Here is a 17,872-nt window from a genome sequence, read left to right on the forward strand (position 1 = left end):
GAAATATGTGTACGGAGGAATATTATGCTGCAACACTCAATTACGAAAGATGAAATTATGATGATTGCGAATGAGTTCGTTCAAGGACTAGATCCACAGCAAACAGCTGATCAGGAACATGTCGCTACAGCTCGGCACCTATATCGTAGTGGTGTTGTCTATAACGTTGACTTTGATGGTTATACACTATCAGGAACTGTAGATGCGGAAGGCAACGTATATAGCGTTCATATTCCGATTCGTAACGTCGCTGAAAGCTATTGTGATTGCTTCGCACCAACACAATGTGAGCATATGCTCGCTGTATTACTATCTGCAGCGTCTAGTTTCGGGCAAGTAGGAGATGTATTAACTTTATTTAAAAATAATACGAAACCTTCCCTTCCCCCTATTCGAACTGCAAGACAAGTATTACAATCATCAGCTTTTGAAGAAACTGACTATAAAAGTTGGGAATCATATTTTGAAAAAGAATATGAATCATTTAAAAAAGAACAAGCTCGGCTTACTTATAAACAAATGTATTTTCTTATGAGTATCTTTACAGATTTCTATACGAAACTTGAGCGGAAAGCTCCGCGTGTCATTGCGATACATGAATTATTCAGGTTACACGCAGCACTTTACTGCTTTCAAAAATTATTAGAAGAAATTCAGGCATTCGAAGCAAACAAAACATATTCTTATCACCAACCTGTTAATGTCATTCGCCTATTTGTAGACAAAGTGGAATCCATCGTTCGGGACTTACAATCAGAAGCGATTCCTTCAGAGTCTGAAATAATTTTACAAGAAACAGCTCGTCTCGTTCATGAAGTATTCTTCTCTACCGACGCTTATACGCAAGAGCGATTTTTCATTTATCGTCACATATGGAGTGAACTTTTAAACAATAAAGAGAAAATACAAGAAGAAGAAAAACGAATCGATACAAAAATCAATCCACTATCTAAAGCGTTAGCGTCTTCTCATCTTCTCTTTTTAAATGACGAAGATCTACTAGCGATGGACTTACTAAAAAAACAGCCTGCTTCTGTTGTGAGTCTATACTTCTATTGGTTAGAAGAACTATTAAGTGCCATGCATTGGGATCGTGCAAAAAACTGGCTTTCCTTTACGTATAAACAAGTAAAGAAAACGATCCAAGATCACGAAAATACGATTTTCATAAAAGATGTCGTTCGGCTATTTGTAATCATGTATGAAACATATGCAACACATACAAATGAACAAGCTGGTTTCGAAATGATCTTACAAGAACTATTACCGTATAGTTTCACAAACTATGAACAGTACGTACTCGCGAAAAAACAGTATCGTACATGGGCAGAGCTTCATCTCCTATATGGATTTGAAGCAATTGAGCTGTTGAAAGAGCCACTGAAAGATATTGAAAAAGAAGCGCCAGAAGTGGCACTTCCTCTTTACCATCTTGCTGCTGTAGAGGCGATTGAAGAACGAAATCGTAAATCATATAAACGCGCAGTTCGTTACTTAAAGAAATTACGTACATTGTATAAACGATTAAAACGCACCGATGAATGGGATGCTTTCATTATTCACATCGCCAATCTCCATTCACGTCTGCGTGCACTACAAGAGGAATTACGGAAAGGAAAATTAATCGATGATCAATCAAACTGAAGTAACAATTAGGCTCCAGCATGTTAGTCAAGGTTGGTTCCTTTGGGGAGAAGATGACAGCGGTACTCCATTATCCGTAAAAAGTTGGAAACGAAATGCATTCACATGGCACTCCACTTCTTTCTACGGTACTTCTCTAAAAGAAGCAACCTTCGAAGGAAAACAAGGTGTGCTCCTAACAAATGCACAAGCCTTTGAATACATTGCAAACAAACCGATGAATTCCTTTGCACATATACAAATAAACGGACCTATTACAGCACTTACGAAAGATGCAAATGAATTATGGGACGCCTTTACGAGTGGTAGCTTCGTACCAGATATGAATCATTGGCCTAAACAGCCATCTTGGAAAGTTCAAAATACACCAATTGAAGATGATACATTAGCATCTCTTTTCTCAGCAGCAGTTAATGAAAGCATATTACAAGATAATCGCTCAAATGACGGCTGGGAAGATGCTAAAAGGCTATATGAACATTACGACTTTACGAAAAGACAATTGGAAACAGCACTACATGAAGAAGATTGGCTTCGAAAAATCGGTTATATTGAAGATGATCTTCCGTTTACAATCGGACTAAGACTACAAGAACCACAAGAAGAATTTGAAATGTGGAAGCTTGAAACAATTGTGACACCAAAGCGCGGGGCTCATCGCATATATGTATATGAAAACATCGATTCCTTACCGAAAAGATGGCACGATTACGAAGAACGGATTACAGAAACACAAGAAGGTTTTAGTAAGCTCATACCGTGGTTAAAAGAAGGAGATACATTCCGAAATGAGCTCTTTGAAACAGAAGCTTGGAACTTCTTAACAGATGCAAGCAACGAATTACTTGCAGCCGGCATTACAATTTTACTACCATCATGGTGGCAAAATTTAAAAGCAACAAAACCGAAATTACGTGTCCAGTTGAAGCAAAATACAGCACAAACACAATCGTTCTTCGGTATGAATACGCTCGTTAATTTTGACTGGCGCATTTCGACGAACGGCATTGATTTATCAGAAAGCGAATTTTTCGAGCTCGTTGAACAAAACAAACGTCTATTTAATATAAATGGTCAATGGATGCGACTAGATCCAGCCTTTATCGAAGAAGTAAGGAAACTCATGAACCGTGCCGATAAATACGGACTAGAGATGAAAGATGTCCTGCAGCAACATTTATCAAATACGGCTGAAACAGAAATTGTAGAAGATGATAGTCCGTTTACTGATATTGAAATCGAACTAGATGGATATTATGAGGAACTATTCCAAAAGCTGCTTCATATTGGAGATATTCCAAAGGTAGATGTCCCTACTTCACTAAACGCAACACTTCGTCCGTATCAACAACATGGTATTGAATGGTTATTATATTTACGAAAGCTTGGATTTGGAGCATTGCTAGCTGACGATATGGGACTCGGGAAAAGTATTCAAACAATCTCTTACTTACTATATATAAAAGAAAACAATCTCAAAACAGGCCCTGCATTAATCGTAGCGCCGACATCTGTTCTTGGAAATTGGCAAAAAGAATTTGAGCGTTTCGCACCGAATTTATGTGTCCAATTACATTACGGAAGTAATAGAGAGAAGGGCAATTCATTTGAAGATTTCCTTCAATCAGCAGATGTTGTATTAACATCTTATGCATTGGCTCAACTCGATGAGGAAGAACTGACTTCATTATGCTGGGATGCTGTTATTTTGGATGAAGCACAAAATATTAAGAACCCACATACGAAACAGTCGAAAGCAGTACGAAACTTGCAGGCAAATCACAAAATCGCTTTAACTGGTACACCAATGGAAAATCGCCTCGCTGAACTTTGGTCCATTTTCGACTTTATTAATCATGGATATCTCGGAAGCTTAGGACAATTCCAACGCCGCTTCGTCACACCGATTGAAAAAGATCGTGATGAAGGAAAAATCCAGCAAGTCCAACGGTTTATCTCACCATTTTTACTGCGCCGAACGAAGAAAGATCAAACAGTCGCATTAAATTTACCAGATAAACAAGAACAAAAAGCTTACTGTCCTCTTACTGGTGAACAAGCTTCCTTATATGAACAACTTGTTCAAGATACACTGCAAAATGTAGAAGGATTAAGCGGAATTGAAAGACGCGGCTTTATATTACTTATGTTGAACAAGCTAAAACAAATTTGTAATCATCCTGCTCTTTATTTAAAAGAAGAAGAACCACAAAATGTCGTTGAACGCTCTATGAAAACAAAAACGTTAATGGAGCTCATCGAAAATATAAAAGATCAAAATGAAAGTTGCCTCATCTTCACTCAGTACATCGGCATGGGAAACATGCTAAAACGTGTGCTAGAAGAACAATTTGGCCAGCGTGTCCTCTTCTTAAACGGTAGTGTACCGAAAAAAGATCGTGACAAGATGATTGAGGAGTTCCAAAACGGAACGTATGACATTTTCATCTTATCCTTAAAAGCTGGGGGAACAGGATTAAACTTAACTGCTGCCAACCATGTCATTCACTACGATCGTTGGTGGAATCCAGCTGTGGAAAATCAAGCAACAGACCGCGCATATCGCATTGGTCAAAAAAGATTTGTTCATGTTCACAAACTCATTACAACAGGAACATTAGAAGAAAAAATCGATGAAATGCTAGAAAGAAAACAATCTCTAAACAATGCGGTCATCACAAGTGATAGCTGGATGACTGAACTATCAACAGACGAACTAAAAGAATTACTTGGTGTATAAAGTGAAACTTGAATCAGGTCGGTTACCGGAAGTTTTACTACCTGCAAAAAAAGCGCTAATCTCGAAATGAGATTAGCGCTTTTTTCTATTCCAAAACCAATTACTTATTATAATTCCCGTTAATCCGCCGCACGTATCAAGCAATGAATCTTGCCACATTGGTGTACGGTCCCCCGTATACCATTGGTGAATTTCATCAAATGTTGCATAACCCGCAACGAAAAGAATGGCATATATAAAACATCTTTTCCTCGAATGACCTGATCGATGAAAAGCGTAATAAATCAATGAACCTAGCATAAAGAACACCATAAAATGAGCACCTTTACGAAGGAAAAACTCAATAAATCCGCCTACACCTTTATTCGCAATACTAACAGGGGTTCCTCCACCATAATCAATAGATACCCATGAAAAATGCTCTTTTACAAATTCAACATTTACATATTGTTCAATATCTGAACGCATATCCTGCTTTTTATATGGTTGTGCCGAAGAATAGAAAATCAGCCCCATCCATAGTAATACAGGAATCCAAAATAACCATTTACGATTCATTATCCAGAATTCTCCTCTCTTAATCTTTTAAGGGTACCAAAAAAAAGAAAAAATTTCACGCCAAAACATGACATTCACGCCCTATTTATAAAGTGAAAGGAGGTGATACACATGGCAATTGAAACAATCGTAATGGATTTAACTTTACGTCTAGTATTAAACAACGGATTAGATAAGAATGGCAAAACAGTTTTCAAGAGCAAACAATTTAAACGTGTTAAAACAAATGCGAGCTTAGATCAAGTACACAACGTAGCTCATGCTCTTGCTTCCTTACAGGCATCACCACTTCACGCTGTACAACTTGTAAGCACATCAGATCTTTCTAAACTATAAAGTAAAACTTCAGATCAGTAGGGATTTTATTCATCCCCGCTGATTATTAGCTCGCAATTTAACCGGCAGACCCGAATCCCGTAAATAGCGGGATAAATACAAAGGAGGGAATAACACATGCAAGTACTGGAATTGATTTTCGCGAAAGAAGATGGAAAAACAGTCGTTTTTTCTATCGATATGCCCATCACACCAATTGATGCAAAAGTCGTAAATCAAGTAATGGATACAATCCTTGCCTCATCTGTATTTTCATCCATTGATGAAAATACAAGAAAAAAGGGAGCTCGCCTTGTAGAAAAAAATGTATCTGAAATTCCAATTACTCTATAAAATGAAAAAGACGAATCTGCATCATTTTGCAGATTCGTCTTTTTTCTTCGGCATTTCAATCGGAATAAAAATCTTTGAAAAACCGACGCATACGTACTTATAATGTTCTTCACCTATATCAAACTCAGTCGTATATGTTGAGAAGAATATATAATCATTTCGCTTCGTATAATGATCAATTAATAACCCAACTTGTGGCTCAACATACTTTTTCGCTAACTTTTTACCGGCCGATGCCAAGTCGCCAAGAAGACCCTCTTCATTCTCTTTTTGAACTTCATCTAGCTTCTTACTCACATCATTACGCTTCATAAACTGCTTCGCTGCCCATTCTGTATATTCTCCTTTACTCGGATTGCTGTTTGCTAAATATACTAGGAGGATGACAACTAAAGCCATAATAATATACTTTTTCTTCATACTATATCACCGCCTACTCTTTTCTATTTTCATATATATGTACAAGCGATGCAAATTAGAAAGACTATCACCTATTGATTGTAAACGAATAGCCAAAATTTACAATATGAAATAGAATATTAACAACCAATTTACTTAATTTATATATAATTATATTCAGAATGAAAATTATAAGGGAGGATATAGAATTATGGATAATGAAAACAACATTTTTATTTCTAGTTCTACAATGATGCTTGAACCATGTAAACACCCTTATTACCGTACAAAAATCATCGACAGTAGCGGAAACCATCTTTACTCCTGTCAGACTGCTCTCCAACTTATACAGAAATCTTGTCTAACAAATATTCATTCTACCTATCAAGGGAGACGTAATGCCGTAAAAACAAAATTTAAATTTAAACAAAACGTTCCAATTCCGATCAATCATAGAGAATATATTTGCGCTTTCCCAACAGAATCTCCTGCTTCTCCAAATTGTATTTGGCTTTTCTTCAAACATGTTCATACAATAGAGTTTTTCAAAAAAGCTAAACAAGCTAAAATTCATTTTTCAAACGGAGCTACCGTAACGATACAAATTAGTTCCCATAAGCTAAGTCAGCAATTATGGAAAGCTGGATATGTATTATCCCAAATGAACATGCAAGATTCATCACCTTAATAGCAAATAGAATGGAAGGTAGTATTTTCTTAACTTCCATTCTATTTGCTATTTTTATCCTCTTACACTATCTCGCATTTTCTCGAGTGCTTGCCGATACATCCATCTTACTTGATAATATGTCATTTCCGTCTCTAAAGCGATTTCTCCCATCGTCTTTCCTACAAAAAAACGTTCAAAAATAATATACTTCTCCTTCTCATCTAACACACTCATAAAATCCTTCACTCTTATTTCAACATCTTCAAAATGAAAAATATCCTCATACTCACCTACACATACACATCTTTCTTGTACAGTAGATTCTTTCTTCAATCTTTCTAATATATAACCACGCACCGTTACAAGTGCATATGCAGGGAAATACCCTTTCTTTGCATCAAATCTTTCATACGCATGCCAAAGACCAATTAAACCACATTGATAATACTCTTCATAATCTTGGCGAATACCTAATTTCTTTATTTGATTTACAATCATTCCTTCATACAAAACAACTGCCTCTGTAAAAGTCGCTGGCTTCACACAGTACCCGTTTCTAAAAGGTATACCTTTCTAGTATTCCGCGGTACCTTCACAATATAAAAATAAAGAAAAGATTTCACTGTGAGTAATTTCAAATACTACCGATGGAATTTGAAATTACACTAGATAGTATTTGAAATTTTGTTGTTGGTATTTGAAGTAAGGGTAAAAATAAAAAAGGTGACTCCTTTGAAGAGTCACCTTTTTCTAAAAGAATGAATTATGCACCTAATTTTGGAGCTAGACCACTTAAACTACTAAATCCAACTGAAAGAATAAAGAAAATAACAATTAAAATCGTTGCTTGTTTTTTACTTAATCCAGCCGTAATATGTAATCCTAATCCCATTACAACTAATGCCCAAATATTGAAAACTTCGAATGATGAAGCAGCACCATGAACAACTGTACCTGGCTCAAATAAAGTTGCTAAACTTGTATAAGAAGTTTCAATATCTCCACCAATAATCATTCTAATAATAAAGTTCACAATTGCACCTAAAATTGAAATCGTATATGTGTAGACATAAATAGATAATAATTTCATGTATGAAGTATCATTACTCATAAACATCATAATCACTTTATAAATAGCTGCCGCAATGAAGAACCAAATCGCAGTACCAAATAGTCCACCAACAATACCTGCTCCTATTCCGAAGTAACCAACAACTTTAGCCGCTTCGGCATCAGGTACCTCACTCATTACATCAGGATGATTCATTACTTGATACATGCTAATCCCTGCAATTACAGCTGTTAATATAATGAAAAGGAAAAATGCCCCCCAAACCGGACTTTTCGTCTTCATTCTCTCAAATTGCTCACCTGGAGAAGTAATCATTCCTAATAATGATGGCTTCTTCGCACCCACATCTTGCGTATTAATATTTGCTTCCATTATAACGCCTCCTTCTATTTATATAACCCGTTCTAACGGGCGGTTCACTTCCTCACGCAAGAGGCTACGAACCGCCCATTAGAACGGTAATGTGTAGTTCTACTACACTATTAATTACTCATAACGCAATGCTTCAATTGGATCTAATTTTGCAGCTTTGTTCGCTGGAATTAATCCGAAAATAATACCGAGTGTCATCGAGAACAGTACGCCTCCAACGACAACTTCCCATGAAACGAGTGGTGGCCATTTTGCGAATGTAGAAACGATATATGCTCCGCCATACCCAAGACCAATTCCGATTAAACCGCCTAGAAGTGTTAACATAACAGCTTCAATTAAAAACTGTAATAAAATTTTACTACGTGTTGCCCCGAGTGCTTTACGTACACCAATTTCACGTGTACGCTCCGTTACAGATACAAGCATGATGTTCATAACACCAATTCCACCAACAACTAATGAAATACCAGCGATACCACCGATGATCATCGTCATAATGTTAGTAACTTTAGAAACATTTTCTTGGAATTCTTTTAAATTAACCAGTTCATATTTACCCGGAATTTCACTTGGCTTACGACTATTTAATACATCAACAGCTTGTTTCCCTGCTGCTTCTAAATCGTCTATATTTTTAGCTTGAATTGCGATACTTTGAATTTCATCTGTTCCGTATAAAACAGGCCATAACGTAAGAGGGATTAACGCTTCTTCCATTTCAAATCCCATAAATTCATTATCAGATGTATACACACCGACAATTTGCATCGGTTGTCCTTTCATCTCAATAATTTGTCCTACTGGATTTACGCCCTTAAATAACGTCTCTTCTGTTTTTGTACTAATCATCACGACGTTATTTGCATGAGAAATATCTGATTCATTTAAAGTACGTCCCTTTACGACCTTTACTTTATTAACCGCAAAATATTCATTATCAAGACCAATAACATTCAGGTTTGCTTTTTTATCATTTACATCAAGCACCTCTGAATTCTGGTTTGTCGTAATAACATGTGAAACATCTTTCACTTGTTTTACTTCCAAAATATCCTCTTCCGTTAACTTCGGCATTTCAAATCCACCTATAGCAAACTCATCATTAATATCTGGTTTAAATTGAATTGGCATAAGGTTATTACCACCAGAACCTGCGAATTTCGACTTCAGCATCGCTTCCCCGCCTTGCCCAATCGCAACGACAGTAATAATTGAACCTACCCCGATAATAATACCGAGCATCGTAAGAGCTGAACGCAATTTATGAGCTAAAATAGAAGAGAGGGCAATTTTTATACTATCTAGTAAACTCATACCGCACACCTTCTATCTTCTGTAACTTTCCCGTCCCGCAGTACAATGCGGCGGGAAGAATACGCTGCTACTTCCTCTTCATGCGTAACCATAACAATTGTTGTGCCTTCTGCATTAAGCTTCGTGAAAATATCCATAACTTGCTCACCAGACTTCGTATCAAGTGCACCAGTTGGTTCATCGGCCATAATGAACGTCGGATTATTTGCAATCGCTCTTGCAATCGCTACACGTTGCTTCTGTCCACCTGACAATTCGTTCGGTAAATGATGCACGCGATCTGCCAATCCAACTTTACCTAACGCCTCCAAAGCGCGCTTACGACGCTCCGCTTTCTTCACACCACCATATACGAGCGGAAGCTCAACATTTTCCACCGCGGAAAGACGAGGCAGTAAATTAAAGTGCTGAAATACAAACCCAATATATTCATTACGAATTAAAGCAAGCTTTGACTCGTCTGCTGTTAAGATATTCACGTCATTCAGCTTATATTCGCCTTCAGTTGGACGATCTAAGCAACCAATAATATTCATAAGCGTTGACTTACCAGAACCAGACGGTCCCATAATCGAAACGAACTCACCGCTCTGAATCGTTAAACTAATACCATGCAAAATCGGCACCGCCAATTTTCCTTGATAATATGTTTTAGCAATATTATTTAACGTAATCATTTCTCTTTCACTTCCATTCCGTCATACACATCGTCGGAAGGATTTTTAACCACCTTTTGCCCCACTGTTACGCCTTCTACAACCTCTGTCCAGTCTCCATCAGTAGAACCTTTTTTCACATTTTGTTTACGAATCTTCCCTTTATCCTCAACATAAACAAATGCATCATCGCCTTTTTCTACAATGCTTTTACTTGGAACAGCAATCATCGTCTTATTCTCTAAGTTTACTTGCAGAGAAACGTGGTAACCTGGAGATAAACCATCTTGATTATCAAGACTTGCTTTATATGTATACTGAGACATATTTTGAGTTGCTTCACCCATGCCGCCAGCTTGCGCCATCTCTGCACTCGTTGGGAACTCACTTACCTCTGTAATCTTACCTGTCCACTTCTTCTTATTATTTGCTTTCGCTGTTACAGTGAATGTTTGATCCTTTTGAATTTGTGACTTCTGAAGCTCAGTTAACGTACCTTGAACTTGGAATGGGTCTTTAGAAGCTACTTGTAAAAACGATTTTCCTTGACCACCTAACGCTTGAGATGAACTTTGTGCCGCATCTTTATCTAACTTTTGAACAACACCAGCGAAATTACTATAAATCGTAAGCTCTTTCTGCTTTTTACTTAACTCTTCTTTCTGCAACTTCCCTTTTTCTTTCTCAAGGTCAATTGTTTTTTGCCCTATCTCTAACTCGTTTACTTGCTCGTCCATCTGATCTGTTACTTCTTTCCCAGCTCCGCTATCTTTCGCCTTCTTAATTTCTTTCTTCAATGAATCAATCTTCTTTTTCCCTTGATCATAACGCATATCCGCCATCTTCTGATCAAGCTCAGCTTGCTTCATTTGAAGATTAATCTCTTCATTATCATAAGAGAATAACTTCGTGCCTTTCTCTACCTCTTGCCCTTCTTTTACCTCAATATCTTTCACTTTCCCTTTGGCCGGATCTGCATAGAAGCTTTCAATATTACCAGGCTTCACCTGACCAGAAATTAACTTCGTATTATTAAGCTTTCGCTCCGTTACCTTCTCAAAACTTACAGCATCAGCATTTGTTGATGCTCCTTTCTTCTTCCCTTGCATAACAAAAATATTAATTGCTGCTACAATAACAATTAGTGCAATAACCCCAATAATAATCCATTTCTTCTTCTTGTTTGGAGTACGAACCGTATTTGGTAACATATTCTCGCTCCCTTTTATAACTTAATAGTTTAATATAAAAATTGTATAAAACTTTCTGAAAATAGATTACATATTATTACATTATTTTTACAAAGTTTTACACATCCATTTATATTGTAACAAAAATTCCAATGATTAGAAATATGACATTATATCTTTTAAGATAGATTTAAGGAAAGGAAAAAGAGCAATTTTAATTGAATGGAAGCCATTCTTTATTAACATACTTCTTGCCAAAATGAATCATTAAAATCATTTTCCTAATTGCACCATAGCTATTTTGTCATATATATTTGACATTTCATCTATTCAATTATAAAATGTCACATATAAATGACATTTCGGTACACGAGGTCTACAACCATCAATGGGAGGGTTATATTTGAATAACGTTAAACAATATCGAAAATCTGAAGGGCTATCGCAACTAGAGTTAGCTAAAAAAGTTAACGTGGCGAGACAGACAATAAATTTAATTGAAAACAAGAAATATAATCCCTCTTTAGCCTTATGTATCGAATTAGCAAAAGCACTAAAAACAGATTTAAATAGTCTATTTTGGGAGGGAGATTAAATGATGAAAATTGAATGGAAAGAAAGAGTTTATAATAGTTTTGTTGGAACACTAAGTGAGAGAGATGAATACCAAAAACAAGAAATTAATAAAGAGTTATCTGTAGCTGGAATTGGTTTGTGGTGGTTAAATATGTTGGTAATGCTTATTATGTTACTTGTTGATACTATGAATCACACAATATCTATAGGGACAATATTCATTTTTCTATCTAATATGATTTACGCTAATTACTTAGCCTTTAAATTCAAGAAAAAAGGTTTAAGTGATACTGAATGTGCAACAAAAGAAGAATATTTACAACACAAGAAAAAATTAAGAAAAGCTGGCTTAAAAGCAGGTGTGCTTTGGGGCTTTCAAATGTTTGTTTTTATGAATTATATCCTTCCCTATGTAGGTTCAGAGGAAATCTCTATTTCTTTATTTAAGGTTGTAATTTTCATCTGTGGCGGCGGATTTTTCGGTATAACCATGTATCTATTTGGTTTATGGAATCTAAAAAAATTATATTAATTAACAAAAATCATTTATATATTAAACTGCAATTTTTCATACTGTTTGTTTTTTCTAATATAAAAGCTATCCAATCACACACAATTGGATAGCTTTTTCAAACAAAATATTACGCTACTTTAGGATCTTTTCTCTCATGTCCACGTTGAACAATAAATAAGAAGATTGTTGATAAAACCGCTCCTGTTAATAGTAAGATGAAACAACCATCCCAGCCAGAACGATCAACAATAACACCAATTGCTGCGTTAGCTACAAGACTTCCACCTACATAACCGAATAAACCACACATACCAACTGTCGTACCTACTGCAAATTTCGGTACTAATTCCATCGCACTTAAACCGATTAAGAACTGTGGTACATAAATTAAACAACCGATAATAGAAACTGCAATACTTACAACAAGTACGCTAGTTGCTTGCCAATATATAAACGTACCAATAACAACCCCAACCATACTAATAATACATAATGGCATACGTTTTCCTTTAAATAATTTATCACTTAAAAAACCAACGATTAATGAACTTGGAATTGCCATACCTTCAAAGATTGCATATGCCGCATGCGCTTCTGCTTTTGAAAATCCTTTAACTGTCGTTAAATAAAGCGGAACCCAGTTAATAACACCGAAACGAATTAAATAAACAAAAGCATTCGCAATACATAAGAACCATACAAATTTATTTTTCACTACATACTTCATTAAAATTTCTTTTGGTGACATCTTGTTAGCATTATCTGCTTTTTCAAGATTTTCATAGTCATTACGATACTCATCAATTGGAGGAAGACCTTCAGATTCTGGTGTATCCTTCGCATTAATCCAAACAAGAACTGAAATTACCATTGCGATAATTGCAGGGAAAATAAACACGCCGCCTTGCCAATGGTTTTCACCAAAAATACCTACACCAATTCCGACAAGTGGTGGCACAAGCATTCCACCAACGTTATGTGAAATATTCCAAAGACCTGTTTTCGTACCACGTTCTTTCTTTGAGAACCATTTCGTCATAACAATACTACAAGGTGGTGCTCCCATACCTTGTACAATACCGTTAACAACAAGTAATGTAACAATCATCCCAAATGATGATGCAAAGCCAAAACAAATATTTACAAGCCCTGATAAGAATAAACCGACTGCGATAAAGCGCTGGGCGAAAGCTTTATCTGATAAATTCCCCATAAAGAACTTACTAAATCCATAAACGATTGCCATTACTGAACCTAGTAGACCAATTTCAGCTGTACTAAAACCATATTCTTGTACTAAGTACGTACTTGATAACGTAAAGTTACTACGAACTAAATAATAAGCAGCATATCCAACTGAAATCCCGATTAACACACGAATACGTAGTAATCGATATACACGGTCGATCATATCCGCTGGCAATCTTTCAATTGCAGGTGCTGGCTTGAGCCATTTAAACATATATTTTCGTCTCCTTTTCTCACTTCAGAGAGAGACGCTGTCTATTCCATATCTCGATTATCCCGCTATTTGATATATTTTGGTTCGTCCTTCTAACCGGCTGTCCTTCTATTTCTTTCTCATTCTTCGCAAACATCGTTGGTACGCCAAACGACACTTTTTCTAAAATGTGACCCGCTTCTTCTGATAAACAATAATCAATAAATAAATCCGCAATAATACCACTCGGTGCACGTTTTAGTTTAGAGATCGCATTAACGGATAACCCTGTTTGCTCAGGTTCGTTACTTAAAATAGGAAAGCCTTGTTTTTGAAGCATTCTCTGATCTCCCATAAAGTTGATGCCTATCATATATTCACCGCTCGCAACAAGTTCTGCTGGGATATAACCATTCACTGTTACTTCTCCAACTTGTTCTGCCAGATTCTTCACATATTCCTTCGCTTCCTCTTCACCTAACGTATCAATAAGTGATTGAAAAAACGTATATGCTGTACCTGAAACATTTGGATCGGGCATGACAATCTTTCCTTTATATACTGGATTCAATAAATCTTTCCACCTTAACGGATACGAGAGACCGAGCGGCGCTATTTCCTCGTTCCACCGCTCTTTATTAATCGCAATTGCTAGCTTCTCCACTTCATAACCGTACCAATAACCATCTTTATCTTTAACAGTCTTTGAAATACGATTTGCATGTTGGCTTATCACAGGAATAGAAAGATTTTTTTGCTTCATCATTTGATGCGCATCTACTGTACCGCCAATAATAATATCCGCCTTCGGATTGCCAGCTTCTTCTTCCACTCTACGAAGAAGTTCTTCTGTTGAAAGACGAATAAATTCATACGTACATCCGCGTGGCTTACAAAATGATGAAAGTAACGCTTCACCAACTTCCTCACGAGCCGCTACATACGCAACAATATGACGATCATCCAAAATAGGGAGACCATTTTTACTATATTTAATAGAGGTTGTATCTCGAGAGCAACTAGACATCGCTCCTCCAATTACTAGCAAAAAGAAGAAAAAGGCTATCTTTCTCATGACGCATTCTCCTTTACGAATAACTCTGCTAGAGAGCCTTTCATATACATGACGTTTCCGTTATTATCACCGAGATATTGCACCACAAAGTACGATGGATACACAGAAATCGTAAGAATATCTTCACGATCATTCTTTACACGCTTACCTGTTTTATAAGCTGTAATATAAGCAATCGGTTCATTCTGCGATTGTAATAACTTCTGAATTTCTCCGTAATCTGTAATTTGCTTTGCGTACCGAATAGAATCAAGTATGTGCGTAAGATTGATAGTACGTACCACATCACCTTGACGTACTACGACATCCTTTGCTGAAGCAAAGAAATCACTAATACGCTCTGGCGTGTAATACAGGCTTAACAAATACGTTTGAAGTGCTGAAATCATCGGATCCATGCCATTCTTTCCGTATACATTTTCCCCATACTGGAACAAGTCACCTACTGCAAAAGTACGCTTATGTCCATTCAAGTACGTTACTTCTCCAGTAAATACTTGTTCTTGGCTCTTAACGCCCTCAGGTTCTATTCGAATTCGGTCAAAGAATGAAACAATCGTATGCAAACGAACTTCATCCGTTACAACAATTTCTCCCCACTTTTCATGTCTTACTTTCACTTCAATTGGAAGAGATTCATTCACCCTTTGTAAAACGGCTTGTTTATCATTTACAATGTTGATTCGATTATAGATTTGCTTCTCCATAACATAAAACAAAACAAGAGAAACAATTATACAAATGACAAACATAAGAATTTGAAATGATAGCCTTTTCATTTCTGCCTACCTCCAAGATAAAAAAACGTTGTTTCGAAAATACCGCATAATTGTTTCATAAATGTATCATTTAACCGCTTTCAAGTTTTTTATATCTTCCATCCTTCTCGGAAGCAAAAATGTAATGAATATTGTAGTACCTATTTCTTCACTACTCTCAATCCGCATGCTTCCGCCCTGCTTATTCATAATCTCCTGACAAATATACAAACCATAACCATTCCCATAACTAGAAGGAAGTGCCTTTCCTTTCGGAGACTCATTCCACTCTGCAAGCACCATTTCATCTATACCGATCCCATCATCATGAACAAAAACCTTCGCCTCATGCTCATTTACAATTACATTCATACGAATATGCGAAGCATCACTATACTTAATTGCATTATCAAGCACATTTAAGAAAATTTGCTTCGTCTTATCAAAATCCGCAACAACATGTACACCCGTTAACTCATTTATCACTTCAATTTCAAATTGATTTAGGCGAGGCTTCACAATTGAAACTGCTTCTTCTGCCAATTCCTTTATATTCACAACTGTAGGAGACACTTCAAACGTACTCTTCCCATATTTCGAAGACTTAAGCAGTTCCTCTACAAGTGATAATAAACGCTCACTTTCCACAGCCACATAACGAAGACTTTCCTGTACATCTTCTTTCGATTGTAACTTCGGAATTAAATCAACATAACCGATAATTGCCGTTAGCGGTGTTTTCAGCTCATGCGTAATGCGGTCTAGGAAATCTTTCTGCTTCTCTTTCTCCTCCTGCAATTGCTTAATATGCAGCTCAATTCCATCAGCCATCGCGTTAAAAGATGCTGAAAGCTGAGCGATTTCCACGTACTCATTTAACTCAATCTTACTCTTATAATCACCATTCGCGAGCCGCTGTGCCATTTGTCTCAACTGATCAATTGGTTTATGAAGAGACTTTGCCAAACGAATTGCAAAGAAAATACCCGCAGCTATTAAACAAAGAGATGTCATTAAAAACGTCCAGCTCACATTTGTTAAAACTTCCTTCTCACCCGTTAACTCATTTATAAAACGAATACTTCCAATGACATCGTTTCCATAATAAACCGGGCTTGAAAACAAAAGAATGGGAGCCGGATCCGCCTCCTCAAAAACATAAGACTTCTTCCCCTTCAAAGAACTCTCAATGTCGATGTTACGGTGAAGCAATGCTCCTTTTTGTGTATCTGCAACAACATCGCCATTCTTCCCGATCATCTGCACACGGACATCCATACGCTTCGCTAAATACGACGCAATTAAAAGTGAATTAGGACCAAGCGTATCCACTTCTGCTTCCTTCTCTAAATAATTCATCGTATAAATTTGTGCTTCTACACTTAACTTTTCTAAAGAATCTGCTGCGTTATGATACATATTCTTTTCTAACGTAATATAAACAACTGCATATAAAAGAACAAAAATCGGAATTAACAGTCCAACTATTCCAAACACCATATTTCGCTTTAAAGACATACCATCACCACTCAACAATCCAGTTTATAGCCAACGCCATAAATTGTCTTAATATATTCTCCGCTCGTACCAAGCTTCTTTCGAAGTCTCTGCACCATAATATCAACTGCTCTCGTATTTCCGATATACTCAAACCCCCATACTTTCTCAAGTAACTCATCCCTCATAAACACACGCTGCGGATTTGAAACAAATAACTGACATAAATTAAACTCTCGGTACGTTAACTGAATCTCTTGTCCACTCACATGTACCTTTCTTTCCTTAGGACAAATCACTATCTCTCCAGCCTCAATTACTTCATGACTTACAGCGGTCTCCGTCTTCTTTACACGCCGCGCCATATTCTTAACCCGAAGAATAAGCTCCGCATAATTAAACGGCTTCGTCACATAATCATCAGCACCAAGCTGCAAGCCAAGCAACTTATCATTCATCTGACTCTTTGCTGTTAACATAAGCACCGGAATATCCCTATCCCTCTCACGGAACAAACGAAGCAACTCATACCCATCCGTATCCGGAAGCATAACATCCAAAATCAATACATCCGGCCCTTCATTCCATCGCTCTAAAGCTTCTCTCCCATCAGCCGCTGCCAATACTTCATAACCTTCCATCTCCAACTGCATCCGAATCAAATTACGAATACTCGATTCATCATCAACTACAAGTATTTTCATCATTCTCCTCCTTCCATCAT

General features: G+C 36.8%; 19 protein-coding genes. 7 read left to right on the plus strand and 12 right to left on the minus strand.

The annotated features are described in order from the left end of the window. Positions 1–24 precede the first annotated feature (24 nt). Both BCG9842_RS25955 and BCG9842_RS25960 read left to right on the plus strand, forming a co-directional pair. On the plus strand, positions 25–1,644 hold the full coding sequence (locus tag BCG9842_RS25955) for an SWIM zinc finger family protein (protein ID WP_000939138.1): 1,620 nt from the start codon (positions 25–27) through the stop codon (positions 1,642–1,644). Beyond that, positions 1,628–4,384: a DEAD/DEAH box helicase gene (locus BCG9842_RS25960; protein WP_000610094.1), complete on the plus strand. Its 2,757-nt coding sequence runs from the start codon at positions 1,628–1,630 to the stop codon at positions 4,382–4,384. The genes BCG9842_RS25955 and BCG9842_RS25960 overlap by 17 nt, the downstream gene beginning before the upstream one ends. Positions 4,385–4,456: 72 nt before the next feature. On the opposite strand, the gene BCG9842_RS25965 is transcribed toward BCG9842_RS25960, so the two are convergent. Next, the gene (locus tag BCG9842_RS25965; RefSeq protein ID WP_001080704.1) at positions 4,457–4,942 is read right to left on the minus strand and encodes a VanZ family protein; all 486 of its coding nucleotides are present in this window, start codon (positions 4,940–4,942) and stop codon (positions 4,457–4,459) included. A gap of 111 nt (positions 4,943–5,053) precedes the next feature. Here BCG9842_RS25965 and BCG9842_RS25970 point away from each other — a divergent pair, with 111 nt between their 5' ends. Further along, positions 5,054–5,278, plus strand: a complete 225-nt coding sequence (locus BCG9842_RS25970) for a DUF1659 domain-containing protein (protein ID WP_000963861.1) — start codon at positions 5,054–5,056, stop codon at positions 5,276–5,278. A 117-nt stretch (positions 5,279–5,395) separates the two neighbouring features. Beyond that, positions 5,396–5,611: a DUF2922 domain-containing protein gene (locus BCG9842_RS25975; protein WP_001197587.1), complete on the plus strand. Its 216-nt coding sequence runs from the start codon at positions 5,396–5,398 to the stop codon at positions 5,609–5,611. A 21-nt stretch (positions 5,612–5,632) separates the two neighbouring features. Here the strand turns inward: BCG9842_RS25975 and BCG9842_RS25980 are convergent, their stop codons facing one another. Then, complete coding sequence (locus BCG9842_RS25980) at positions 5,633–6,031, minus strand: DUF4359 domain-containing protein (protein ID WP_000731400.1); 399 nt, start codon at positions 6,029–6,031, stop codon at positions 5,633–5,635. Between the two features lie 190 nt (positions 6,032–6,221). On the opposite strand from BCG9842_RS25980, the gene BCG9842_RS25985 reads away from it, so the two are divergent. Continuing rightward, a complete protein-coding gene (locus tag BCG9842_RS25985; protein WP_000368310.1) occupies positions 6,222–6,698 on the plus strand; it encodes a competence protein ComK in 477 nt (158 codons plus the stop codon). Positions 6,699–6,752: 54 nt separating this feature from the next. Here BCG9842_RS25985 and BCG9842_RS25990 read toward each other — a convergent pair whose 3' ends face one another. The 5 genes from BCG9842_RS25990 to BCG9842_RS26010 all read right to left on the minus strand — a co-directional run bounded on the left by BCG9842_RS25990 (position 6,753) and on the right by BCG9842_RS26010 (position 11,308). Continuing rightward, positions 6,753–7,223 (minus strand): sigma-70 family RNA polymerase sigma factor, encoded by a 471-nt coding sequence (locus BCG9842_RS25990; protein ID WP_000801295.1) that lies wholly within the window; start codon positions 7,221–7,223, stop codon positions 6,753–6,755. Between the two features lie 220 nt (positions 7,224–7,443). Beyond that, positions 7,444–8,124: a Yip1 family protein gene (locus BCG9842_RS25995; RefSeq protein ID WP_000387918.1), complete on the minus strand. Its 681-nt coding sequence runs from the start codon at positions 8,122–8,124 to the stop codon at positions 7,444–7,446. 114 nt (positions 8,125–8,238) lie between these two features. Continuing rightward, positions 8,239–9,441, minus strand: a complete 1,203-nt coding sequence (locus tag BCG9842_RS26000; protein WP_000054361.1) for an ABC transporter permease — start codon at positions 9,439–9,441, stop codon at positions 8,239–8,241. Continuing rightward, positions 9,438–10,118 carry an ABC transporter ATP-binding protein gene (locus BCG9842_RS26005; protein WP_000631619.1) on the minus strand — a complete coding sequence of 227 codons (681 nt, stop codon included), beginning with the start codon at positions 10,116–10,118 and terminating at the stop codon, positions 9,438–9,440. The genes BCG9842_RS26000 and BCG9842_RS26005 overlap by 4 nt, the downstream gene beginning before the upstream one ends. Then, positions 10,115–11,308, minus strand: a complete 1,194-nt coding sequence (locus BCG9842_RS26010) for an efflux RND transporter periplasmic adaptor subunit (RefSeq protein ID WP_000937327.1) — start codon at positions 11,306–11,308, stop codon at positions 10,115–10,117. The genes BCG9842_RS26005 and BCG9842_RS26010 overlap by 4 nt, the downstream gene beginning before the upstream one ends. Positions 11,309–11,690: 382 nt before the next feature. On the opposite strand from BCG9842_RS26010, the gene BCG9842_RS26015 reads away from it, so the two are divergent. Both BCG9842_RS26015 and BCG9842_RS26020 read left to right on the plus strand, forming a co-directional pair. Then, a complete protein-coding gene (locus BCG9842_RS26015; protein ID WP_001067014.1) occupies positions 11,691–11,882 on the plus strand; it encodes a helix-turn-helix transcriptional regulator in 192 nt (63 codons plus the stop codon). Further along, a complete protein-coding gene (locus BCG9842_RS26020; protein ID WP_000975590.1) occupies positions 11,883–12,395 on the plus strand; it encodes a DUF3278 domain-containing protein in 513 nt (170 codons plus the stop codon). Between the two features lie 109 nt (positions 12,396–12,504). Here BCG9842_RS26020 and BCG9842_RS26025 read toward each other — a convergent pair whose 3' ends face one another. The 5 genes from BCG9842_RS26025 to BCG9842_RS26045 all read right to left on the minus strand — a co-directional run bounded on the left by BCG9842_RS26025 (position 12,505) and on the right by BCG9842_RS26045 (position 17,852). After that, a complete protein-coding gene (locus tag BCG9842_RS26025; protein WP_000477603.1) occupies positions 12,505–13,839 on the minus strand; it encodes an MFS transporter in 1,335 nt (444 codons plus the stop codon). A 19-nt stretch (positions 13,840–13,858) separates the two neighbouring features. Next, complete coding sequence (locus BCG9842_RS26030) at positions 13,859–14,893, minus strand: ABC transporter substrate-binding protein (protein ID WP_001225641.1); 1,035 nt, start codon at positions 14,891–14,893, stop codon at positions 13,859–13,861. Continuing rightward, positions 14,890–15,672, minus strand: a complete 783-nt coding sequence (locus tag BCG9842_RS26035; RefSeq protein WP_000826606.1) for a DUF3919 family protein — start codon at positions 15,670–15,672, stop codon at positions 14,890–14,892. The genes BCG9842_RS26030 and BCG9842_RS26035 overlap by 4 nt, the downstream gene beginning before the upstream one ends. A gap of 66 nt (positions 15,673–15,738) precedes the next feature. Continuing rightward, entirely contained in the window at positions 15,739–17,169 is a 1,431-nt protein-coding gene (locus BCG9842_RS26040; RefSeq protein ID WP_000054006.1) for a HAMP domain-containing sensor histidine kinase, read from the minus strand. A gap of 11 nt (positions 17,170–17,180) precedes the next feature. Beyond that, positions 17,181–17,852, minus strand: a complete 672-nt coding sequence (locus BCG9842_RS26045; RefSeq protein WP_000699556.1) for a response regulator transcription factor — start codon at positions 17,850–17,852, stop codon at positions 17,181–17,183. Between the last annotated feature and the right edge of the window lie 20 nt (positions 17,853–17,872).

Source organism: Bacillus cereus G9842 (assembly GCF_000021305.1).
GTDB classification, from domain to species: Bacteria; Bacillota; Bacilli; order Bacillales; family Bacillaceae_G; genus Bacillus_A; species Bacillus_A thuringiensis_S.